The sequence below is a fragment of the Pseudoalteromonas sp. Z9A6 genome, assembly GCF_011378805.1.
GTDB lineage: Bacteria > Pseudomonadota > Gammaproteobacteria > Enterobacterales > Alteromonadaceae > Pseudoalteromonas > Pseudoalteromonas distincta.
On record NZ_WTKZ01000029.1, the window covers coordinates 1 to 15,103 of the forward strand.

Consider the following 15,103-nt stretch of genomic DNA (forward strand, 5'->3'; position numbering starts at 1 on the left):
CAGAAAACAACACACTAGTTGTTGCGGGTATTAAAACGGGTAAAGAGCAAGCCAGTGAGCGTAAATTTATTCATCAAGGTATTGCAGAGCGCAACTTTGAGCGTAAATTTCAGCTGGGGGATCACGTAAAAGTACTCGGCGCAGATTTAGCCAATGGCTTACTAAGTATTGACTTAGAACGTGAAATCCCTGAAGCGCTAAAACCACGCAAAATTGAAATTGGTAATAGCAATCTAATAGAAGGTAAATAATCTTCTAAAGTACATATTTCCCTGATTACTTAGCCGCCTCATTCGAGGCGGCTTTTTTGTTTACAGCGCTTCTAAATTATTAAGGTAGTAGGTTGCTTGTTGCAGCGTTTGTTCTTGGAGTGTTTTTTCTTGTTTATCCCAGTTTTTATATACCATACCAATACGTGGGTTCTTTTCTAGTCTGTCTCTGTGTTTATTCATGAAATGCCAGTACAGGCTATTTAGCGGGCAAGCTTTATCACCTACTTTTTGTTTAACATCGTACTGACAGCTTTTGCAGTAATCGCTCATCTTATTAATGTAGTTACCGCTTGCAGCATAAGGTTTAGTCGCAATTATTCCATCATCGGCAAACTGGCTCATTCCTCGGGTGTTGGGCATCTCTACCCACTCTATGGCATCGATATAAACACCTAGGTACCAGTTGTCTACGTCATCAGGGTTTATTCCTGTAAGCATGCAAAAGTTTCCAATAACCATTAGGCGTTGAATATGGTGGGCATAAGCGGTTTCAAGGCTTTGTTTTAATGAGTGGCTTAGGCAATTCATTTTTGTTGAGCTGTTCCAAAAATAAGATGGTAGTGTGTTTTTGGCTTGTAATTGATTTTTAACAGCGTAGTCGGGCATGTTAATCCAATAAATGGCACGTACATATTCTCTCCAACCTAATATTTGCCTAGTAAAGCCCTCTACTTGCGAGAGGGATATTTCACTTGGTCTTTGTTCGTATTCTCTTATTACACGTTTGATTACATATAACGGGTGGAGTATTTTTGCGTTTAGGGCAAACGATAATCGGCTATGGTACAAGCTGGTATTATTTTTACTTTGATCTGTCATCGCATCTTGAAAGTGACCAAAGCAACTAAGTAAATGCTCGCAAAAGTATTCTAGAGATTCAATAGCTTGTTTACGCGTTGTTGGCCACTCTAGTCTCTGATCGGCTATTTCGCCAAAGTAAACGATTTTGTGCTTATTTAAGCGAGAAATGATGCTCTTGACATTATTATTGAATAGCTTAGGTTTTGGTATACACGCTAAGTCAGCTTTGGAAAATTTATTACGATTATTACTGTCAAAATTCCATTTGCCACCGGTTGGCTTAGTATCATCAACTAATATATTAAACTGCTTACGCATAGCACGATAGAAGTGCTCCATTGTCACATGCTTGTTTTTTGTAAAGCGTGTTTTTATATCGGTGAACGGTAATAAAAAATGTTCAGTATCTGTGGCAATTACATCAAATGAGCCATCACTTTTAAACTTAGCTAATTGAGACTTAAGCCTAAACTCATCAGGATATTGATATTCAATAGTTTCGCATTGGTATTTATCGGCAATTCGCTTGAGTAATTCAATTAAGTCTTTGTCGTCAGCGGTATCGTCAAGTGTCAAATGCAAAACATTAAAACCTGCCGTTTTTAATGCAGTTGCAAAGTTTTCCATAGCATTAAAAAAAGCACACAGTTTTTGAATGTGATGCTTAACGTAGTCGGTTTCTTGTTTTAATTCTGCTATGAGATAAAGCGTGTCGTCGTCTTTTTGTTTATACCATGAATGAGATGGGTTTAGCTGATCGCCTAGTATTAATCTAAGTGTTTTATGATGGGTCATAGTAAAGCCAAATTTTTTTATACGGGCATAGTTAATTAAACGATCGTTTTAATATTTTACAACAAGCAAATAGGAGTAATTAAGTGCATAACGACAATAGTTTGCTGTTTTTAATGCTGGGGATTAGTTGTTTCTTGAGTTTAATAATAGATTAGTAAAACGAATAGAGGCGGTAAATAACGCAATACATTGTGCTGTTAGCAATAGGGCAAAAAAGTTTAACCGCATATCGAGGCGTTTTTGACCATGGTGTTAAAATGAGCATAATTAAGGGGAGTTTAAGTAACTTAAGTCTCCCCCCCAATTGAATATCTAAATTTTATTACTTTGCTTTTGCTGCATTCTTTGTTGTAACGAAACCACATTGGTAACGTTGAAAAGAACATTGCTTGCAAAGCTTTCAAAGTATCTAAGCGCTTTTTTCCAAGCGAGCTGACTCTCAGTATTAAAATGCTTACCAAGGTGCTCTTCAAGGGTTTCGTAAAAAGCGTTAGATAAAAGGGCAATGTCACTGTGTGAAGCGCCGCTTTTTTTTAGATACATTAAATGGTGAGCTAAAAAAGGAGCTACCGATGCTGGTTTATCTAAATGTTTAACAATTCGTTCTAACACGCAAAAGAGGGTAAAGCTCTTTTCGTTAAACTGTAAGGCCGTCGGGTAATTCATCTCAATACTAGATTGGGCTAATTTACTATGAAACTTAGCCGTAAACGCATGAAAGTTAGGCTTAATAATTGTTAAGTTATTTAATAATGCTGATTGTTGTTGATTCATTTTTATCTCGTTGCAGTGAGTAATAACTATTATTATCAAGTAGGAATAAAGTTGATTATAGCGGGCAGTTCAAATTCTGCACGTTTTTTTAGTGTGAAAGTATGGCTTTTTGTTATATCTATTTACTTTCTGGTAATTAGTGAGCCTTTAAAACGTATTTTAAGAGTTATTAAACTTCAGTTTATCTGATTTTTATCCTGAAATAATAAGCTCCTACATTCTATGACTCAAGTATGGGAATTTTATAAAGTTGGCTGATTACTTATGTTACTTACATATACATTAAATTAGCATCTTGACGAATTGCAAATTTTATAAACTAATTGCGTATTATAGTTGCTAATTATCCTGTACATCCTTATAATAGCGGCCATTGTTTAGCGTGTTGTATAACAGCTAACAGCGATATTAAATTTAAGGTTTGATATCTATTGGCGCGGGATGGAGCAGTCTGGTAGCTCGTCGGGCTCATAACCCGAAGGTCGTCGGTTCAAATCCGGCTCCCGCAACCAATTCTACTAGTAGGTATTACCTTACTAATTTATATCGCGCATTCTAAGTAATGCGCGTTTTGCGTTTTAGGCTATGTAGTTTAATTAGGTCAGTTTACTGACTCGCAACCAAGCTTGGCCCTCGGCCACACAGTTTTATGCTTTATTGGTGTGACGCCCCGCTTGGTTCGGGGCGTTGTTGTATCTGCACCTTACGATTTGTGGCAATTGCTATCAAATTAAAATTTAAACTCAGTATTTTAGGGCTATAAGCCCTTTTTTTGTTTGTATGGAGGATTTTCGTGACAAAACTTGAACAAGATTTAGTAACCATGTTAACGCCTGCGGTAGAAATGTTAGGCTTTGAGTTGCATGGTCTTGAATTTGTACAAGCGGGTCGCCATTCTACCTTAAGAGTATATATTGCTCATGAGGATGGGATCTCAGTTGATAACTGTGCGGATGCCAGTCGCCAAATTAGTGCGATTTTAGACGTCGAAGACCCAATTACAAATGAATATGATTTGGAAGTATCGTCTCCTGGTGTTGATCGTCTATTATTCAAACAAGATCACTACGAGCAGGCGCAAGGAGAGGAAGTACGCGTGCGTACTAAACTTCCACAGGATGGTCGTCGTAATTTTAAAGGCGACTTAGTAGCAGTTAGCAGCGATATGATCACACTATCTAGCGATGGTGCAGAGCATCTGATCATGCTTAGTAACATCGAACGTGCGAATTTAATCGCGAAGTTTTAAATTCGAGTGCGAAGGAATAGGGCAAGCGAGGCATTACCCATGGCAAAAGAGATATTATTGGTTGCTGAAGCCGTTTCCAATGAGAAAGCGGTTCCAAAAGAAAAGATTTTTGAAGCTCTAGAGTTCGCTCTAGCGACAGCGACAAAGAAAAAACACGATGGCGAAATTGAAGTACGTGTAGCAATTGACCGTAAAACCGGTGATTACGATACGTTCCGTCGCTGGCAAATTGCCGCTGTATTAGAAGATGGTTCTTTAGAGAACCCATACAGCGAAATCACTCTAGAAGCAGCACAGGTTGAAGAACCTGATTTGCAAATGGGTGATTATGTTGAAGAACAAATTGACTCAATCAAATTTGACCGTATTACAACACAAATGGCTAAGCAAGTTATCGTACAAAAAGTACGTGAAGCTGAGCGCGCTTTAGTTGTTGAAGCATACAAAGATCAAGAAGGCGAGCTGGTAACGGGTGTTGTTAAAAAAGCAACTCGCGATGCAATCGTACTTGATTTAGGTAACAACGCAGAAGCGGTAATTTACCGTGATGACATGTTGCCACGTGAAAACTTCCGCCCGGGTGATCGAATCCGTGGTCTTTTATATGAAGTTAAACCTGAAGCACGCGGTGCACAATTATTTGTAACGCGCTCTAAACCTGAAATGCTAATGGAATTATTCCGCATTGAGGTGCCAGAAATTGGCGAAGAGATGATTGAGTTACGTGCAGCTGCACGTGATCCAGGTTCACGCGCTAAAATTGCTGTTAAATCTAACGACAAACGCATTGATCCAATTGGTGCATGTGTTGGTATGCGTGGCGCACGAGTTCAAGCTGTATCGTCTGAGCTTGGTGGCGAACGTGTTGATATCGTACTTTACGATGACAACCCAGCACAATTTGTTATCAATGCAATGGCGCCAGCAGAAGTTGCTTCAATCGTAATGGATGAAGACACTCACTCAATGGATATCGCTGTAGAAGCCGATAACCTAGCACAAGCAATTGGTCGTAATGGTCAGAATGTTCGTTTAGCAAGCCAATTAACTGGCTGGGAACTAAACGTAATGACTGTTGAAGACATGCGTACTAAAAATGAAGCTGAATCTGATAAGTTACTTAACTTATTCACTGAAAATTTAGATATAGATGATGAGTTTGCATCATTACTTATTAACGAAGGTTTCTCGACACTTGAAGAAGTGGCGTATGTACCAGCGTCTGAATTTTTAGAAATTGATGGTCTTGATGAAGAGACTGTAGATTTATTGCGTTCACGCGCAAAAGATGCATTGACAACTAAAGCACTAAAAACGGAAGAAAGCTTAGATGGCGCAGAGCCAGCTGAAGACTTACTTGCGCTTGAAGGCTTAGAGCGTCACTTAGCATTTGTTATGGCAAGCAAAGGTGTTGTTACACTTGAAGACTTGGCAGAGCAAGGTATTGACGAATTAGTTGATATCACAGAACTTTCATCTGAAAAAGCGGGTGAACTGATTATGGCTGCACGAAACATTTGTTGGTTTGCAGACGAGTAATTTATTAACGGAGGTATTACACACTATGGCAGAAGTAAATGTTGAAAAACTAGCCGGCGATATAGGTACAACTGTTGATAAATTGCTACAGCAGTTTTCACAAGCAGGTATCACTAAGCAAGTAACTGATAACGTAACAGAAGCTGAAAAAGCAACGTTACTTGATCATTTAAGCAAGCATCATGGTGGTACAGGTTCAGATGGCCCAGCGCGTATGACTTTACAACGTAAGAGCAAAAGCACATTAAGTGTGACTGGTTCTACGGGTAAAGCTAAAGATGTTCAAGTTGAAGTTCGCAAAACACGTACCTACGTGAAGAAAAGCGCAATGGAACAAGAACAAGAGCAAGCACGCTTAGCCGCTGAAGAAAAAGCCCGTCTTGAACAGCAACAAAAAGCTGAACAAGAAGCCGCAGAATTAAAAGCGAAACAAGAGGCAGAACGTAAAGCGAAAGAAGAAGCTGACCGTAAAGCCAAAGAAGAAGCTAAACGCAAAGCTGATGCAGAGCGTAAAGCGAAACAAAAGCAGATGACCCCAGAGCAAAGTGCTAAGTCTGAGAAAGATCGCATAGAAGCTGAGCGTCTGCAAAAAGAAGCAGAAGAGGCCGCATTGAAGAAAGCTGAAGAAGAAGCGAAACGTCAAGCAGAAGAGGCAAGAAAGCTAGCTGAAGAGAATTCAGCACGCTGGAAGAAAGAAGAAGAAGAACGTAAGAAACGCGAAGAAACAGCGGATCACCATCTTACGACTTCGACTTATGCACGTGAAGCAGAAGATGTTGCCGATGCTCGTGATGAGCAAGGCACTCGCCGTGCTAAGAAAAAGAAAAAAGCGCCAGCAAAAGATAAATTTGCAGCGTCAAGAGGCCGTAACAAGTCTAAATTAAAAGCACCAGCATCGCTGCAGCATGGTTTCCAAAAACCAACTGTTGATGTTAAAAATGAAGTGCGTATTAGCGAAACAATTACAGTAGCTGAGCTTGCATCACGCATGGCAGTTAAAGGCGCTGAAGTTGTTAAAACAATGATGAAAATGGGTGACATGGTTACTATTAACCAAGTGATTGACCAAGAAGCTGCACAACTAGTTGCAGAAGAAATGGGTCACAAGGTTATCATTGTTAAAGAAAACGAATTAGAGCAAACAGTACTTAACGACCGCCATGAAGATGGTAAGTCAGAGCCTCGTGCTCCAGTAGTAACTGTAATGGGTCACGTTGACCATGGTAAAACATCGACTCTAGATTACATTCGTTCTGCGAAGGTTGCTTCTGGCGAAGCCGGTGGTATTACACAGCACATTGGTGCATACCATGTTGATGTAAACGGCAATATGATTACCTTCTTAGATACTCCAGGACATGCTGCATTTACATCAATGCGTGCTCGTGGTGCTAAAGCGACAGATATCGTAATCTTAGTGGTTGCAGCAGATGATGGTGTTATGCCACAGACTAAAGAAGCGGTACAGCACGCACGTGCAGCTGGCGTTCCTTTAATCATTGCTGTAAACAAAATGGATAAAGAAGGCGCAGATCCAGATCGCGTTAAAAACGAACTAGCTCAGCTAGACGTTATCCCTGAAGAATGGGGCGGCGATACGCAGTACGTTCATATCTCAGCTAAAACTGGTCTAGGTATTGATGACCTTCTTGAAGCCGTACTTATGCAATCTGAGCTTTTAGAGCTTTCAGCACCTACCGAAGGTATGGCTGCAGGTGTTGTAATTGAATCTCGTCTTGATAAAGGCCGTGGTCCAGTTGCATCAGTACTTGTTCAATCTGGTACGCTTAACCAAGGTGACATTGTATTATGTGGTCTTGAGTATGGCCGTGTTCGTGCAATGCGCGATGAAAACGGTAAAGACATCAAGTCGGCAGGTCCATCGATTCCAGTGGAAATTTTAGGTCTTTCTGGTATTCCAGCTGCGGGCGACGAAGCAACTGTAGTTAAAGATGAGCGTAAAGCGCGTGAAGTTGCTTTATACCGTCAAGGTAAGTTCCGCGATGTTAAACTAGCACGTCAACAAAAAGCTAAGCTTGAAAACATGTTTACTAACATGACTGAAGGTGATGTTTCTGAAGTTAACGTGGTACTTAAAGCAGACGTTCAAGGTTCTATCGAAGCAATCTCTGATTCACTAACTAAACTTTCTACTGATGAAGTAAAAGTGAAGATTGTAGGCTCTGGTGTTGGTGGTATTACTGAGACTGATGCGACACTAGCTGCAGCGTCTAACGCAATTGTAGTTGGCTTTAACGTTCGTGCTGATGCTTCTGCTCGTAAAGTGATTGATACTGAAAACTTAGACCTTCGTTATTACAGCGTAATTTATGCCTTAATCGAAGAAGTTAAGCAAGCAATGTCAGGCATGCTAGCACCTGAGTTTAAACAAGAAATCATTGGTCTTGCGCAAGTTCGTGACGTATTCAAGTCTCCAAAAATTGGCGCAATTGCTGGTTGTATGGTTACTGAAGGTGTTATTAAACGTAGCGCTCCAATCCGTGTACTACGTGAAAACGTGGTTATCTATGAAGGTGAACTTGAGTCACTTCGTCGCTTTAAAGACGATGTTGCTGATGTTCGTAACGGCATGGAATGTGGTATCGGCGTTAAGAACTACAATGACGTACGTGTTGGTGACCAAATCGAAGTATTTGAAACAGTTGAAGTACAACGTACTCTTTAATTGTTAGCTCGCTAAACTAATAAATGGGGGCTTAGCCCCCATTTGTGTATCCATTATTTAATTAGCTTATTATTAAATTTCAATAAGTTATGATTTTAGGACAAATGCAATGAGAGAATTTTCTCGCACTGATCGTGTTGCACAGCAAATCCAAAAAGAAATTGCTGTAATTTTACAACGCGAAATTAAAGATCCACGCTTAGGTATGGTGACAGTGTCAGCGGTAGAAGTATCGCGTGATTTATCTTATGCCAAAATTTTCATCACTGTGTTTAACACACAAGATGAAGATGCAGCTAAGCAAAGCGCTAAAGTACTTAATGAAGCAACGGGTTATATTCGCTCGTTACTTGGTAAGCGCATTCGTGCTCGTATAATGCCTGAGTTAAAGTTTGTAGTTGATAATTCACTGATGGAAGGTATGCGTATTTCTAATTTAGTGGATTCTATTATCCGCGAAGATAACGCAAAGCATGTCGATGAAGATGTAGAAAGTGTTGATGCTGATATTTCAGATAGTGAACAAAGTACTAAGCACGTAGAAGATACAGATAGCGAAGAAGGCACTGATACAGATGGCAAAGCGCAGTAAAGGCCGTGCAGTTGACGGTATTTTGTTGTTAAACAAACCGCAAGGCATTTCATCAAATAAAGCTCTGCAGCAAGCGAAAGGTGTTTATTTTGCACAAAAAGCTGGCCACACTGGGGCTTTAGACCCGCTTGCTACAGGTATGCTGCCAATTTGTTTTGGTGAGGCGACTAAGTTTACGCAGTTTTTACTCGATACAGATAAAACCTATATCGTTCGTGCAAAACTGGGTGAGCGTACAACGACATCAGATTCTGATGGCGAAATCGTAAGCACGAAAGATGTGAATGTGACGCGTGAGCAGTTAACAAAAGAAATTGCAGCTTTTGTTGGAGAGTCAGATCAATATCCATCAATGTACTCAGCACTTAAGTATCAAGGTAGACCATTATATAAGTACGCACGAGAGGGTATTGAAGTCCCTCGTAAATGCAGAAAAATAAATGTGTTTAGCTTATCGTTTGACGAATTTGATGAACAAAACAACGTATTACAAATGACGGCTCATGTATCAAAAGGGACGTATATTCGTACAATCGTTGATGATTTGGGCGAAAACCTAGGGTGTGGCGCACACGTTATAATGCTTCACAGAACTGCTGTTGGTCAGTATCCGGCAGATAAAATGGTTTCGCTTGATGAAATTGAAGCGTTGCTTGCTAAAGCGAAAGCAGAAGAGCTTGCGCCTTCTACTTATTTAGACTCGTTGTTATTACCTATAGACACTGCTTTAACTGATTTACCTGTTATTGAAATTTCGAAAGAGCAGGGCAAAGTATTTAGTCATGGGCAAGCAGTCGAGTTACCTGAAGCTTTACCAGAGGGGGCAATTAAAGTTGTTGCGGATGGTGTGTTTATTGGTACTGGCGAGCGCAACTCAAGTGGCCATTTAAAGGTTAAACGCGGTCTTGCTAGCCAGCAAGATGATTACGTAAAGCCTGAATAAGCAATTAGTGTGCCCAGCAGTGGCTTATTAGTTGTAGATGGGAATAATTAACTTGTAGTTATTCCCACAGTTGGTAGAATACGCTGGCTTAATCGTTTTGGCTGAATTAGTGATCGGCTAAGACACCTTTTAAATTTAATTTTTGGAGTTACTATGTCACTAAGCAATCAAGAAAAAATCGATATCATTGCTAAATTTGCACGTGCAGAAGGCGATACAGGTTCATCAGAAGTACAAGTAGCATTACTTACTTATGATATCAACAAGCTTCAAGGTCACTTTGCTGATCACAAGCATGACTTCCACTCACGTCGTGGTCTGCTTCGTAAAGTAAGCACTCGCCGTAAACTACTTGATTACCTTAAAGGTAAAGATATCACTAGTTATACTGCACTAATCAAAGAACTTGGCCTACGTCGTTAAGAACTAGATTATAGAAATGGGAGCTTTTTAGCTCCTTTTTTTGTGCCTAAAATTTGTGTTTGAAAATAAAACAAATTTATAAACTTATTGAATTATATTGTAAAACTCCTATTTCATAGCTTATCAAGCATCGTTGTATTTACCCACTCATTAGCCCAGCTTAAATCTAGTAGCTAGTGTGTGTTGACCTTTCGTGATTAATTTTGCAGCTGTATGTTTGGTCTTTAGGCAAGGCAGCGCCTATGTAGTGTGGTTATTCCCCATAAATAGGCGATAACGCAGCATAAATGCCAAACATGCGCTGCCTTGCGGGTTCATCCTAGGGGCGATTAACTCTTTGTTGCTCGATTTTTACTTAGCCCACTAGGTTACAAATCTCGCGCCGTGATTAAATCGCCCCTAGATTGAACAAATTTCAATCCGCAAAGATCAACACACCCTAGACTCGCATTTTGAAGTAGCTTTGGTATATACTATGCGCGTAGATAAAAAGGTTTATCTACGCTTATTCACATCATTGCCAATTGTAGTACTTAATTGATTTCCAACTGAATACAATTATGTACTGTAATTGGTACTTTGATGACAACTTATTAGAATACATTTAAGGAATATTTTAAGTGCAAGCAATTATTAAAGAATTCAAACTAGGTCAACATACAGTGACTCTAGAAACTGGTGCAATCGCTCGTCAAGCAGACGGCGCTGTACTTGCAAGCATTGGCGACACTTCAGTTTTAGTAACTGTTGTTGGTAAGCGTGAAGCACAACCTGGTCAAGACTTTTTCCCACTAACAGTTAACTACCAAGAGCGTATGTACGCTGCTGGTCGTATCCCAGGTGGTTTCTTAAAGCGTGAAGGTCGTCCTAACGATGGCGAAACTCTTATTGCACGTCTTATTGACCGTCCAATTCGTCCACTTTTCCCAAGCGGCTTTGTAAACGAAGTACAAGTTATTGCTACTGTTGTTTCTGTTAACCCTGAAATCCAACCTGATATGGTTGCGATGATTGGTACTTCAGCAGCACTTGCTATCTCTGGTATCCCATTCAGTGGTCCAATTGGTGCATCTCGTGTTGGTTACATCAACGGCGAATACGTACTTAACCCTACATTAAAAGAGCTTGAAGAAAGCCAACTTGATTTAGTGGTAGCCGGTACTGATAAAGCGGTACTTATGGTTGAATCAGAAGCTAACGTACTTGCAGAAGACGTAATGCTTGGCGCTGTTGTATATGGTCATGAGCAATCTCAAGCGATCATTACTGCAATCGAAGAATTTAAAGCGCAAGCAGGCAAGCCTACTTGGGATTGGACTGCACCAGCTAAAAACGTTGCACTAGAAGATAAAGTAGCAACTATTGCTGCTGAAAAAGTAGGCGCAGCTTACTTAATCACTGATAAAGTAGCGCGTAAAGAAGCACTTGGCGTAGCTAAAGATGAAGTTGTTGCAGTATTAACAGCTGAACTTGCTGAAGGCGAGTCTTTAGATAAGCAAGAAATTGGTAAAATATTCGGTTCACTTGAGAAGAAAATCGTTCGTGGCCGTATCGCTTCTGGCGAAAAACGTATCGATGGTCGTGAACCAGATATGATTCGTGCACTAGATGTAATGACTGGCGTATTACCGCGTACTCACGGTTCTGCTATCTTTACTCGTGGCGAAACTCAAGCGTTAGTAACAGCGACACTTGGTACAGAACGTGATTCACAGTTAATCGACGATTTAACTGGTACTCATAAAAACCACTTTATGCTTAACTACAACTTCCCTCCATTCTGTGTAGGTGAAACTGGTTTTGTTGGTTCTCCTAAGCGTCGTGAAATCGGCCATGGTAACCTTGCTAAGCGTGGTATTGCTGCTGTAATGCCAACATTGACTGAATTCCCATATTCAATCCGTGTAGTATCTGAAATCACTGAATCAAACGGTTCATCTTCAATGGCGTCTGTATGTGGTACTTCACTTGCACTTATGAATGCCGGTGTACCAATTAAAGCGTCTGTTGCTGGTATTGCGATGGGTCTAGTTAAAGAAGACGATAAATTCGTTGTTCTTTCTGACATCTTAGGTGATGAAGATCACTTAGGTGACATGGACTTTAAAGTTGCTGGTACAGCTGCAGGTATCACTGCACTTCAAATGGATATCAAAATCGAAGGTATCACTCAAGAAATCATGCAAATTGCGCTTAAACAAGCAAAAGCTGCACGTTTACATATCTTAGAAGTGATGGACGAAGCAATTTCTGCTCCTTCTGAAGAGCTATCAATGTTTGCTCCTCGCATATACACAATGAAAATCCCACAGAAGAAAATCGCTGAAGTTATCGGTAAAGGTGGCGCAACTATTCGTCAGCTTACTGAAGAAACTGGTACAACGATTGAAATCGGTGACGACGGTACAATTAAAATTGCCGCTACAGATGGCGAAAGTGCAGCTAATGCAATTAGCCGTATTGAGCAATTAACAGCTGAACTTGAAGTAGGTACTATCTACGAAGGTAAAGTTGTACGTATCGTAGACTTCGGTGCGTTTGTAAACATTCTTCCTGGCAAAGATGGTCTAGTACATATTTCTCAAATTAGTACTGAGCGCGTTAATAACGTGGCTGATCACCTTTCTGAAGGTCAAGAAGTTAAAGTTAAAGTACTAGAAGTAGATCGCCAAGGCCGTGTACGTCTAAGTATTAAAGAAGCAATGGAATCAGCAGCACCTGCAGCTGACGCGCCAACTGACGCGTAATTGCTAACTTATTAATCTAGTATATTAGCTAGATGATAAAAAAGGGGCTGTTTAGCCCCTTTTTTTATGCTTTAATGAAACCTTATTGGACAAGGTCTGTCTTATATTAATCGCGATATATCTTGGTATTAAGGATTTTAATGATACTCAAACATTTAGCTTTGGCATCTTTTGCTATTTTGTCTTTAAGCGCTTGCCAAACTACAACCGAATCAGAGCCAACCCCGATTGTTAATGTGCCATTTACTGCACCTTTAGCTTCTGACTTTAGAAGCGAAATTGCCATTGCACGCTACTCAGAGTTATTGAATAGAGCTGACTTAAGCGAAGAGCAACAAGCTAAGCTTTATTATGACCGTGGTGTACTTTTTGATAGTTTAGGTATGACCACTCTTTCGCGTATTGATTTTAACCGCGCAGTAAAGCTTAAACCTGATTTAGCTGAAGTATATAACTTTCTAGGTATTCAACATACGCTTATGCAGCAATACGAAAAAGCCTATGAGTTTTTTGATTCAGCCCTTGAGCTTGATGAAGAGCATGAATATGCTTATTTAAATAGAGGCATAGCCCTTTATTACGGTGATAGAGCAGGTCTTGCTAAAAACGACTTTGATGAGTTTTTAGCCCGCTCTCCAAATGATCCATACCGTGTTTTATGGGTTTACTTAGCCAGTGCACAAGAAGATAAAGCAGCAGCGCTTGAATCACTTAAAACTAATGCAACAGCACTTGATGAATCGCAATGGGCGTATCAGTTAATTTCTCTTTATACGGGGGATATGACTGAGTATGCATTTTTATCTGGCATTAGTGATGGTGTTAGAACCGAGCAAGAATATGCGCAGCGTTTATGTGAAGCTTATTTTTACTTAGCCAAAATGCATCAAGCAGCTGGTGAGCTGTATTTAGCATCAGACTATTTTAGGCTTGCGCTAGCAACCAATGTACACGAGTTTATTGAGTACAAATATGCGCGTTTAGAACTTGAGTTGATGGAAGGTGTTGACGCAAGTTAAGCGTTTTAAGTTAATAGGTGTATTACTATGTTGTTTGTTAATTACAGGCTCGAGTAATCACCTTGGCGCTATTGGCTTTTGGCATGTTTTAAATACAAAATCCAATGTTCTACAAAGTTATTGGAATTCACCTGCTTACTTTTCTGACCACCTAGAGCAGTTACCAAAGACCTCTTTAGCTATACTCGCTCGCAATCAAATTTCCTCAGCGCAATATATGTATTCTCTTAAGCTTATTAAAAGCAGTCAGAGTGATACTGCAAAACAATTTTGGCTCTCCGCTATAAATGACTTAACAATCCCAGAGCGTAAAATATTAGCAGCAAAGTTGCTTGAGCAATCACGTTGGGGGGATTTAAAACTACTCGCTAGTAAAAACAAATTACCAGCAGGGGATGTGCTAAATCATCTAAAACTTCAGTTAAAAACACCACAGAGTAAAGTATCTACAGCGTTTATACACAATCTTGGTTTTTCATCTTTAAGAAATATAAGCAAACCTAATAAGCAATGTATGTTTAACGTACTGACTATGAGCGATCATCGTAGTGGCTTATATAAACTTACAGAGTTTATTAATACTTATAATAAACAGCCAGAGCCCCGTGAAAATATTTTTTGCTTTTCAAAACCAGTTTACGTTGCGGGTATGCTTGAGTGCAAAAGTAGCACTAGTAAAATAGCAAAGTGTGACTGGCAATTATCTAAACTTAATAACCAGCTTCCTAACAATTATGATTTTATAGTGATGATGCCTAAAGACGGTACGGCTAATGTCACGAAGGGAACAATGCTAATAAACTCAAAAGCAAAATACAGTGTATTTTTGCACGAGCTGATGCATTTTAACGGTTTTGAGGATGAATACGCTTTGCCTAAAACTAAGCAAGCATGGTTGTGTGCAAAAAGAGGTTTTGTTGCGCCTAATCTATTTATTTCTCATGGTGAGCCGCGGCCAACAGATTGGCATAAGGCAAAGAGTTGTCAGCAAGGAGGCATTGCTTATAAGCCCAGTGAAAATTGGTCCATTATGCAATATCAGCAGTTAGGTCTCTCAGCGCAGTATAGGCAACTTTGGTTGGAACATTTAGATACGACCAATGGTAAGTTTCATCGTCACTCTAGCGCGCTTACATTTGCAAATAAGACTATATTAAACTAACAATTATCACTATTAATTAATTGTTTTTTTAGGCTTAATAAATTGTTAGTTGTTGTTTGAAAAATGTCCATATAGAACCGCTTTTTATAGACAAAATAAGT

General features: G+C 39.8%; 12 protein-coding genes and 1 tRNA gene. 11 read left to right on the plus strand and 2 right to left on the minus strand.

Annotated elements, in window-relative coordinates; translation table 11 throughout:
- A partial coding sequence (locus GQR53_RS11865) for an Hsp20 family protein (protein ID WP_165744013.1) occupies window positions 1–251 on the plus strand: 251 nt, incomplete at its 5' end.
- Between the two features lie 60 nt (window positions 252–311).
- Here GQR53_RS11865 and GQR53_RS11870 read toward each other — a convergent pair.
- Entirely contained in the window at window positions 312–1,868 is a 1,557-nt protein-coding gene (locus tag GQR53_RS11870; RefSeq protein ID WP_165744014.1) for a cryptochrome/photolyase family protein, read from the minus strand.
- A 312-nt stretch (window positions 1,869–2,180) separates the two neighbouring features.
- A complete protein-coding gene (locus tag GQR53_RS11875) occupies window positions 2,181–2,642 on the minus strand; it encodes a globin (RefSeq protein WP_138489413.1) in 462 nt (153 codons plus the stop codon).
- 435 nt (window positions 2,643–3,077) lie between these two features.
- Here GQR53_RS11875 and GQR53_RS11880 point away from each other — a divergent pair.
- The 10 genes from GQR53_RS11880 to GQR53_RS11925 all read left to right on the plus strand — a co-directional run bounded on the left by GQR53_RS11880 (window position 3,078) and on the right by GQR53_RS11925 (window position 15,002).
- Window positions 3,078–3,154, plus strand: a tRNA-Met gene (locus GQR53_RS11880).
- Window positions 3,155–3,435: 281 nt separating this feature from the next.
- On the plus strand, window positions 3,436–3,891 hold the full coding sequence (gene rimP / locus GQR53_RS11885) for a ribosome maturation factor RimP (protein ID WP_002958482.1): 456 nt from the start codon (window positions 3,436–3,438) through the stop codon (window positions 3,889–3,891).
- A 39-nt stretch (window positions 3,892–3,930) separates the two neighbouring features.
- On the plus strand, window positions 3,931–5,430 hold the full coding sequence (gene nusA, locus GQR53_RS11890; RefSeq protein ID WP_002958483.1) for a transcription termination factor NusA: 1,500 nt from the start codon (window positions 3,931–3,933) through the stop codon (window positions 5,428–5,430).
- 25 nt (window positions 5,431–5,455) lie between these two features.
- Entirely contained in the window at window positions 5,456–8,116 is a 2,661-nt protein-coding gene (gene infB / locus GQR53_RS11895; RefSeq protein WP_165744015.1) for a translation initiation factor IF-2, read from the plus strand.
- Window positions 8,117–8,225: 109 nt separating this feature from the next.
- Entirely contained in the window at window positions 8,226–8,708 is a 483-nt protein-coding gene (gene rbfA / locus GQR53_RS11900; RefSeq protein ID WP_002958487.1) for a 30S ribosome-binding factor RbfA, read from the plus strand.
- Window positions 8,692–9,651 carry a tRNA pseudouridine(55) synthase TruB gene (gene truB, locus GQR53_RS11905; RefSeq protein ID WP_002958489.1) on the plus strand — a complete coding sequence of 320 codons (960 nt, stop codon included), beginning with the start codon at window positions 8,692–8,694 and terminating at the stop codon, window positions 9,649–9,651. Before rbfA ends, truB begins: the two co-directional genes overlap by 17 nt.
- 153 nt (window positions 9,652–9,804) lie before the next feature.
- Window positions 9,805–10,074, plus strand: a complete 270-nt coding sequence (gene rpsO, locus GQR53_RS11910) for a 30S ribosomal protein S15 (RefSeq protein ID WP_002958490.1) — start codon at window positions 9,805–9,807, stop codon at window positions 10,072–10,074.
- Between the two features lie 620 nt (window positions 10,075–10,694).
- The gene (pnp, locus tag GQR53_RS11915) at window positions 10,695–12,821 is read left to right on the plus strand and encodes a polyribonucleotide nucleotidyltransferase (protein ID WP_165744016.1); all 2,127 of its coding nucleotides are present in this window, start codon (window positions 10,695–10,697) and stop codon (window positions 12,819–12,821) included.
- A gap of 140 nt (window positions 12,822–12,961) precedes the next feature.
- A complete protein-coding gene (gene nlpI / locus GQR53_RS11920; protein WP_024598203.1) occupies window positions 12,962–13,840 on the plus strand; it encodes a lipoprotein NlpI in 879 nt (292 codons plus the stop codon).
- Window positions 13,827–15,002, plus strand: a complete 1,176-nt coding sequence (locus GQR53_RS11925) for a hypothetical protein (protein WP_165744017.1) — start codon at window positions 13,827–13,829, stop codon at window positions 15,000–15,002. The genes nlpI and GQR53_RS11925 overlap by 14 nt, the downstream gene beginning before the upstream one ends.
- Window positions 15,003–15,103: the final 101 nt, after the last annotated feature.

Excerpts from the sequence above, each read along its gene's own strand:
- GQR53_RS11870 (WP_165744014.1), bottom strand. The coding sequence starts at position 1,868 with ATGACCCATCATAAAACACTTAGATTAATACTAGGCGATCAGCTAAAC.
- GQR53_RS11875 (WP_138489413.1), bottom strand. The coding sequence starts at position 2,642 with ATGAATCAACAACAATCAGCATTATTAAATAACTTAACAATTATTAAG.
- nusA (WP_002958483.1), top strand. The coding sequence starts at position 3,931 with ATGGCAAAAGAGATATTATTGGTTGCTGAAGCCGTTTCCAATGAGAAA.
- infB (WP_165744015.1), top strand. The coding sequence starts at position 5,456 with ATGGCAGAAGTAAATGTTGAAAAACTAGCCGGCGATATAGGTACAACT.
- rbfA (WP_002958487.1), top strand. The coding sequence starts at position 8,226 with ATGAGAGAATTTTCTCGCACTGATCGTGTTGCACAGCAAATCCAAAAA.
- truB (WP_002958489.1), top strand. The coding sequence starts at position 8,692 with ATGGCAAAGCGCAGTAAAGGCCGTGCAGTTGACGGTATTTTGTTGTTA.
- rpsO (WP_002958490.1), top strand. The coding sequence starts at position 9,805 with ATGTCACTAAGCAATCAAGAAAAAATCGATATCATTGCTAAATTTGCA.
- nlpI (WP_024598203.1), top strand. The coding sequence starts at position 12,962 with ATGATACTCAAACATTTAGCTTTGGCATCTTTTGCTATTTTGTCTTTA.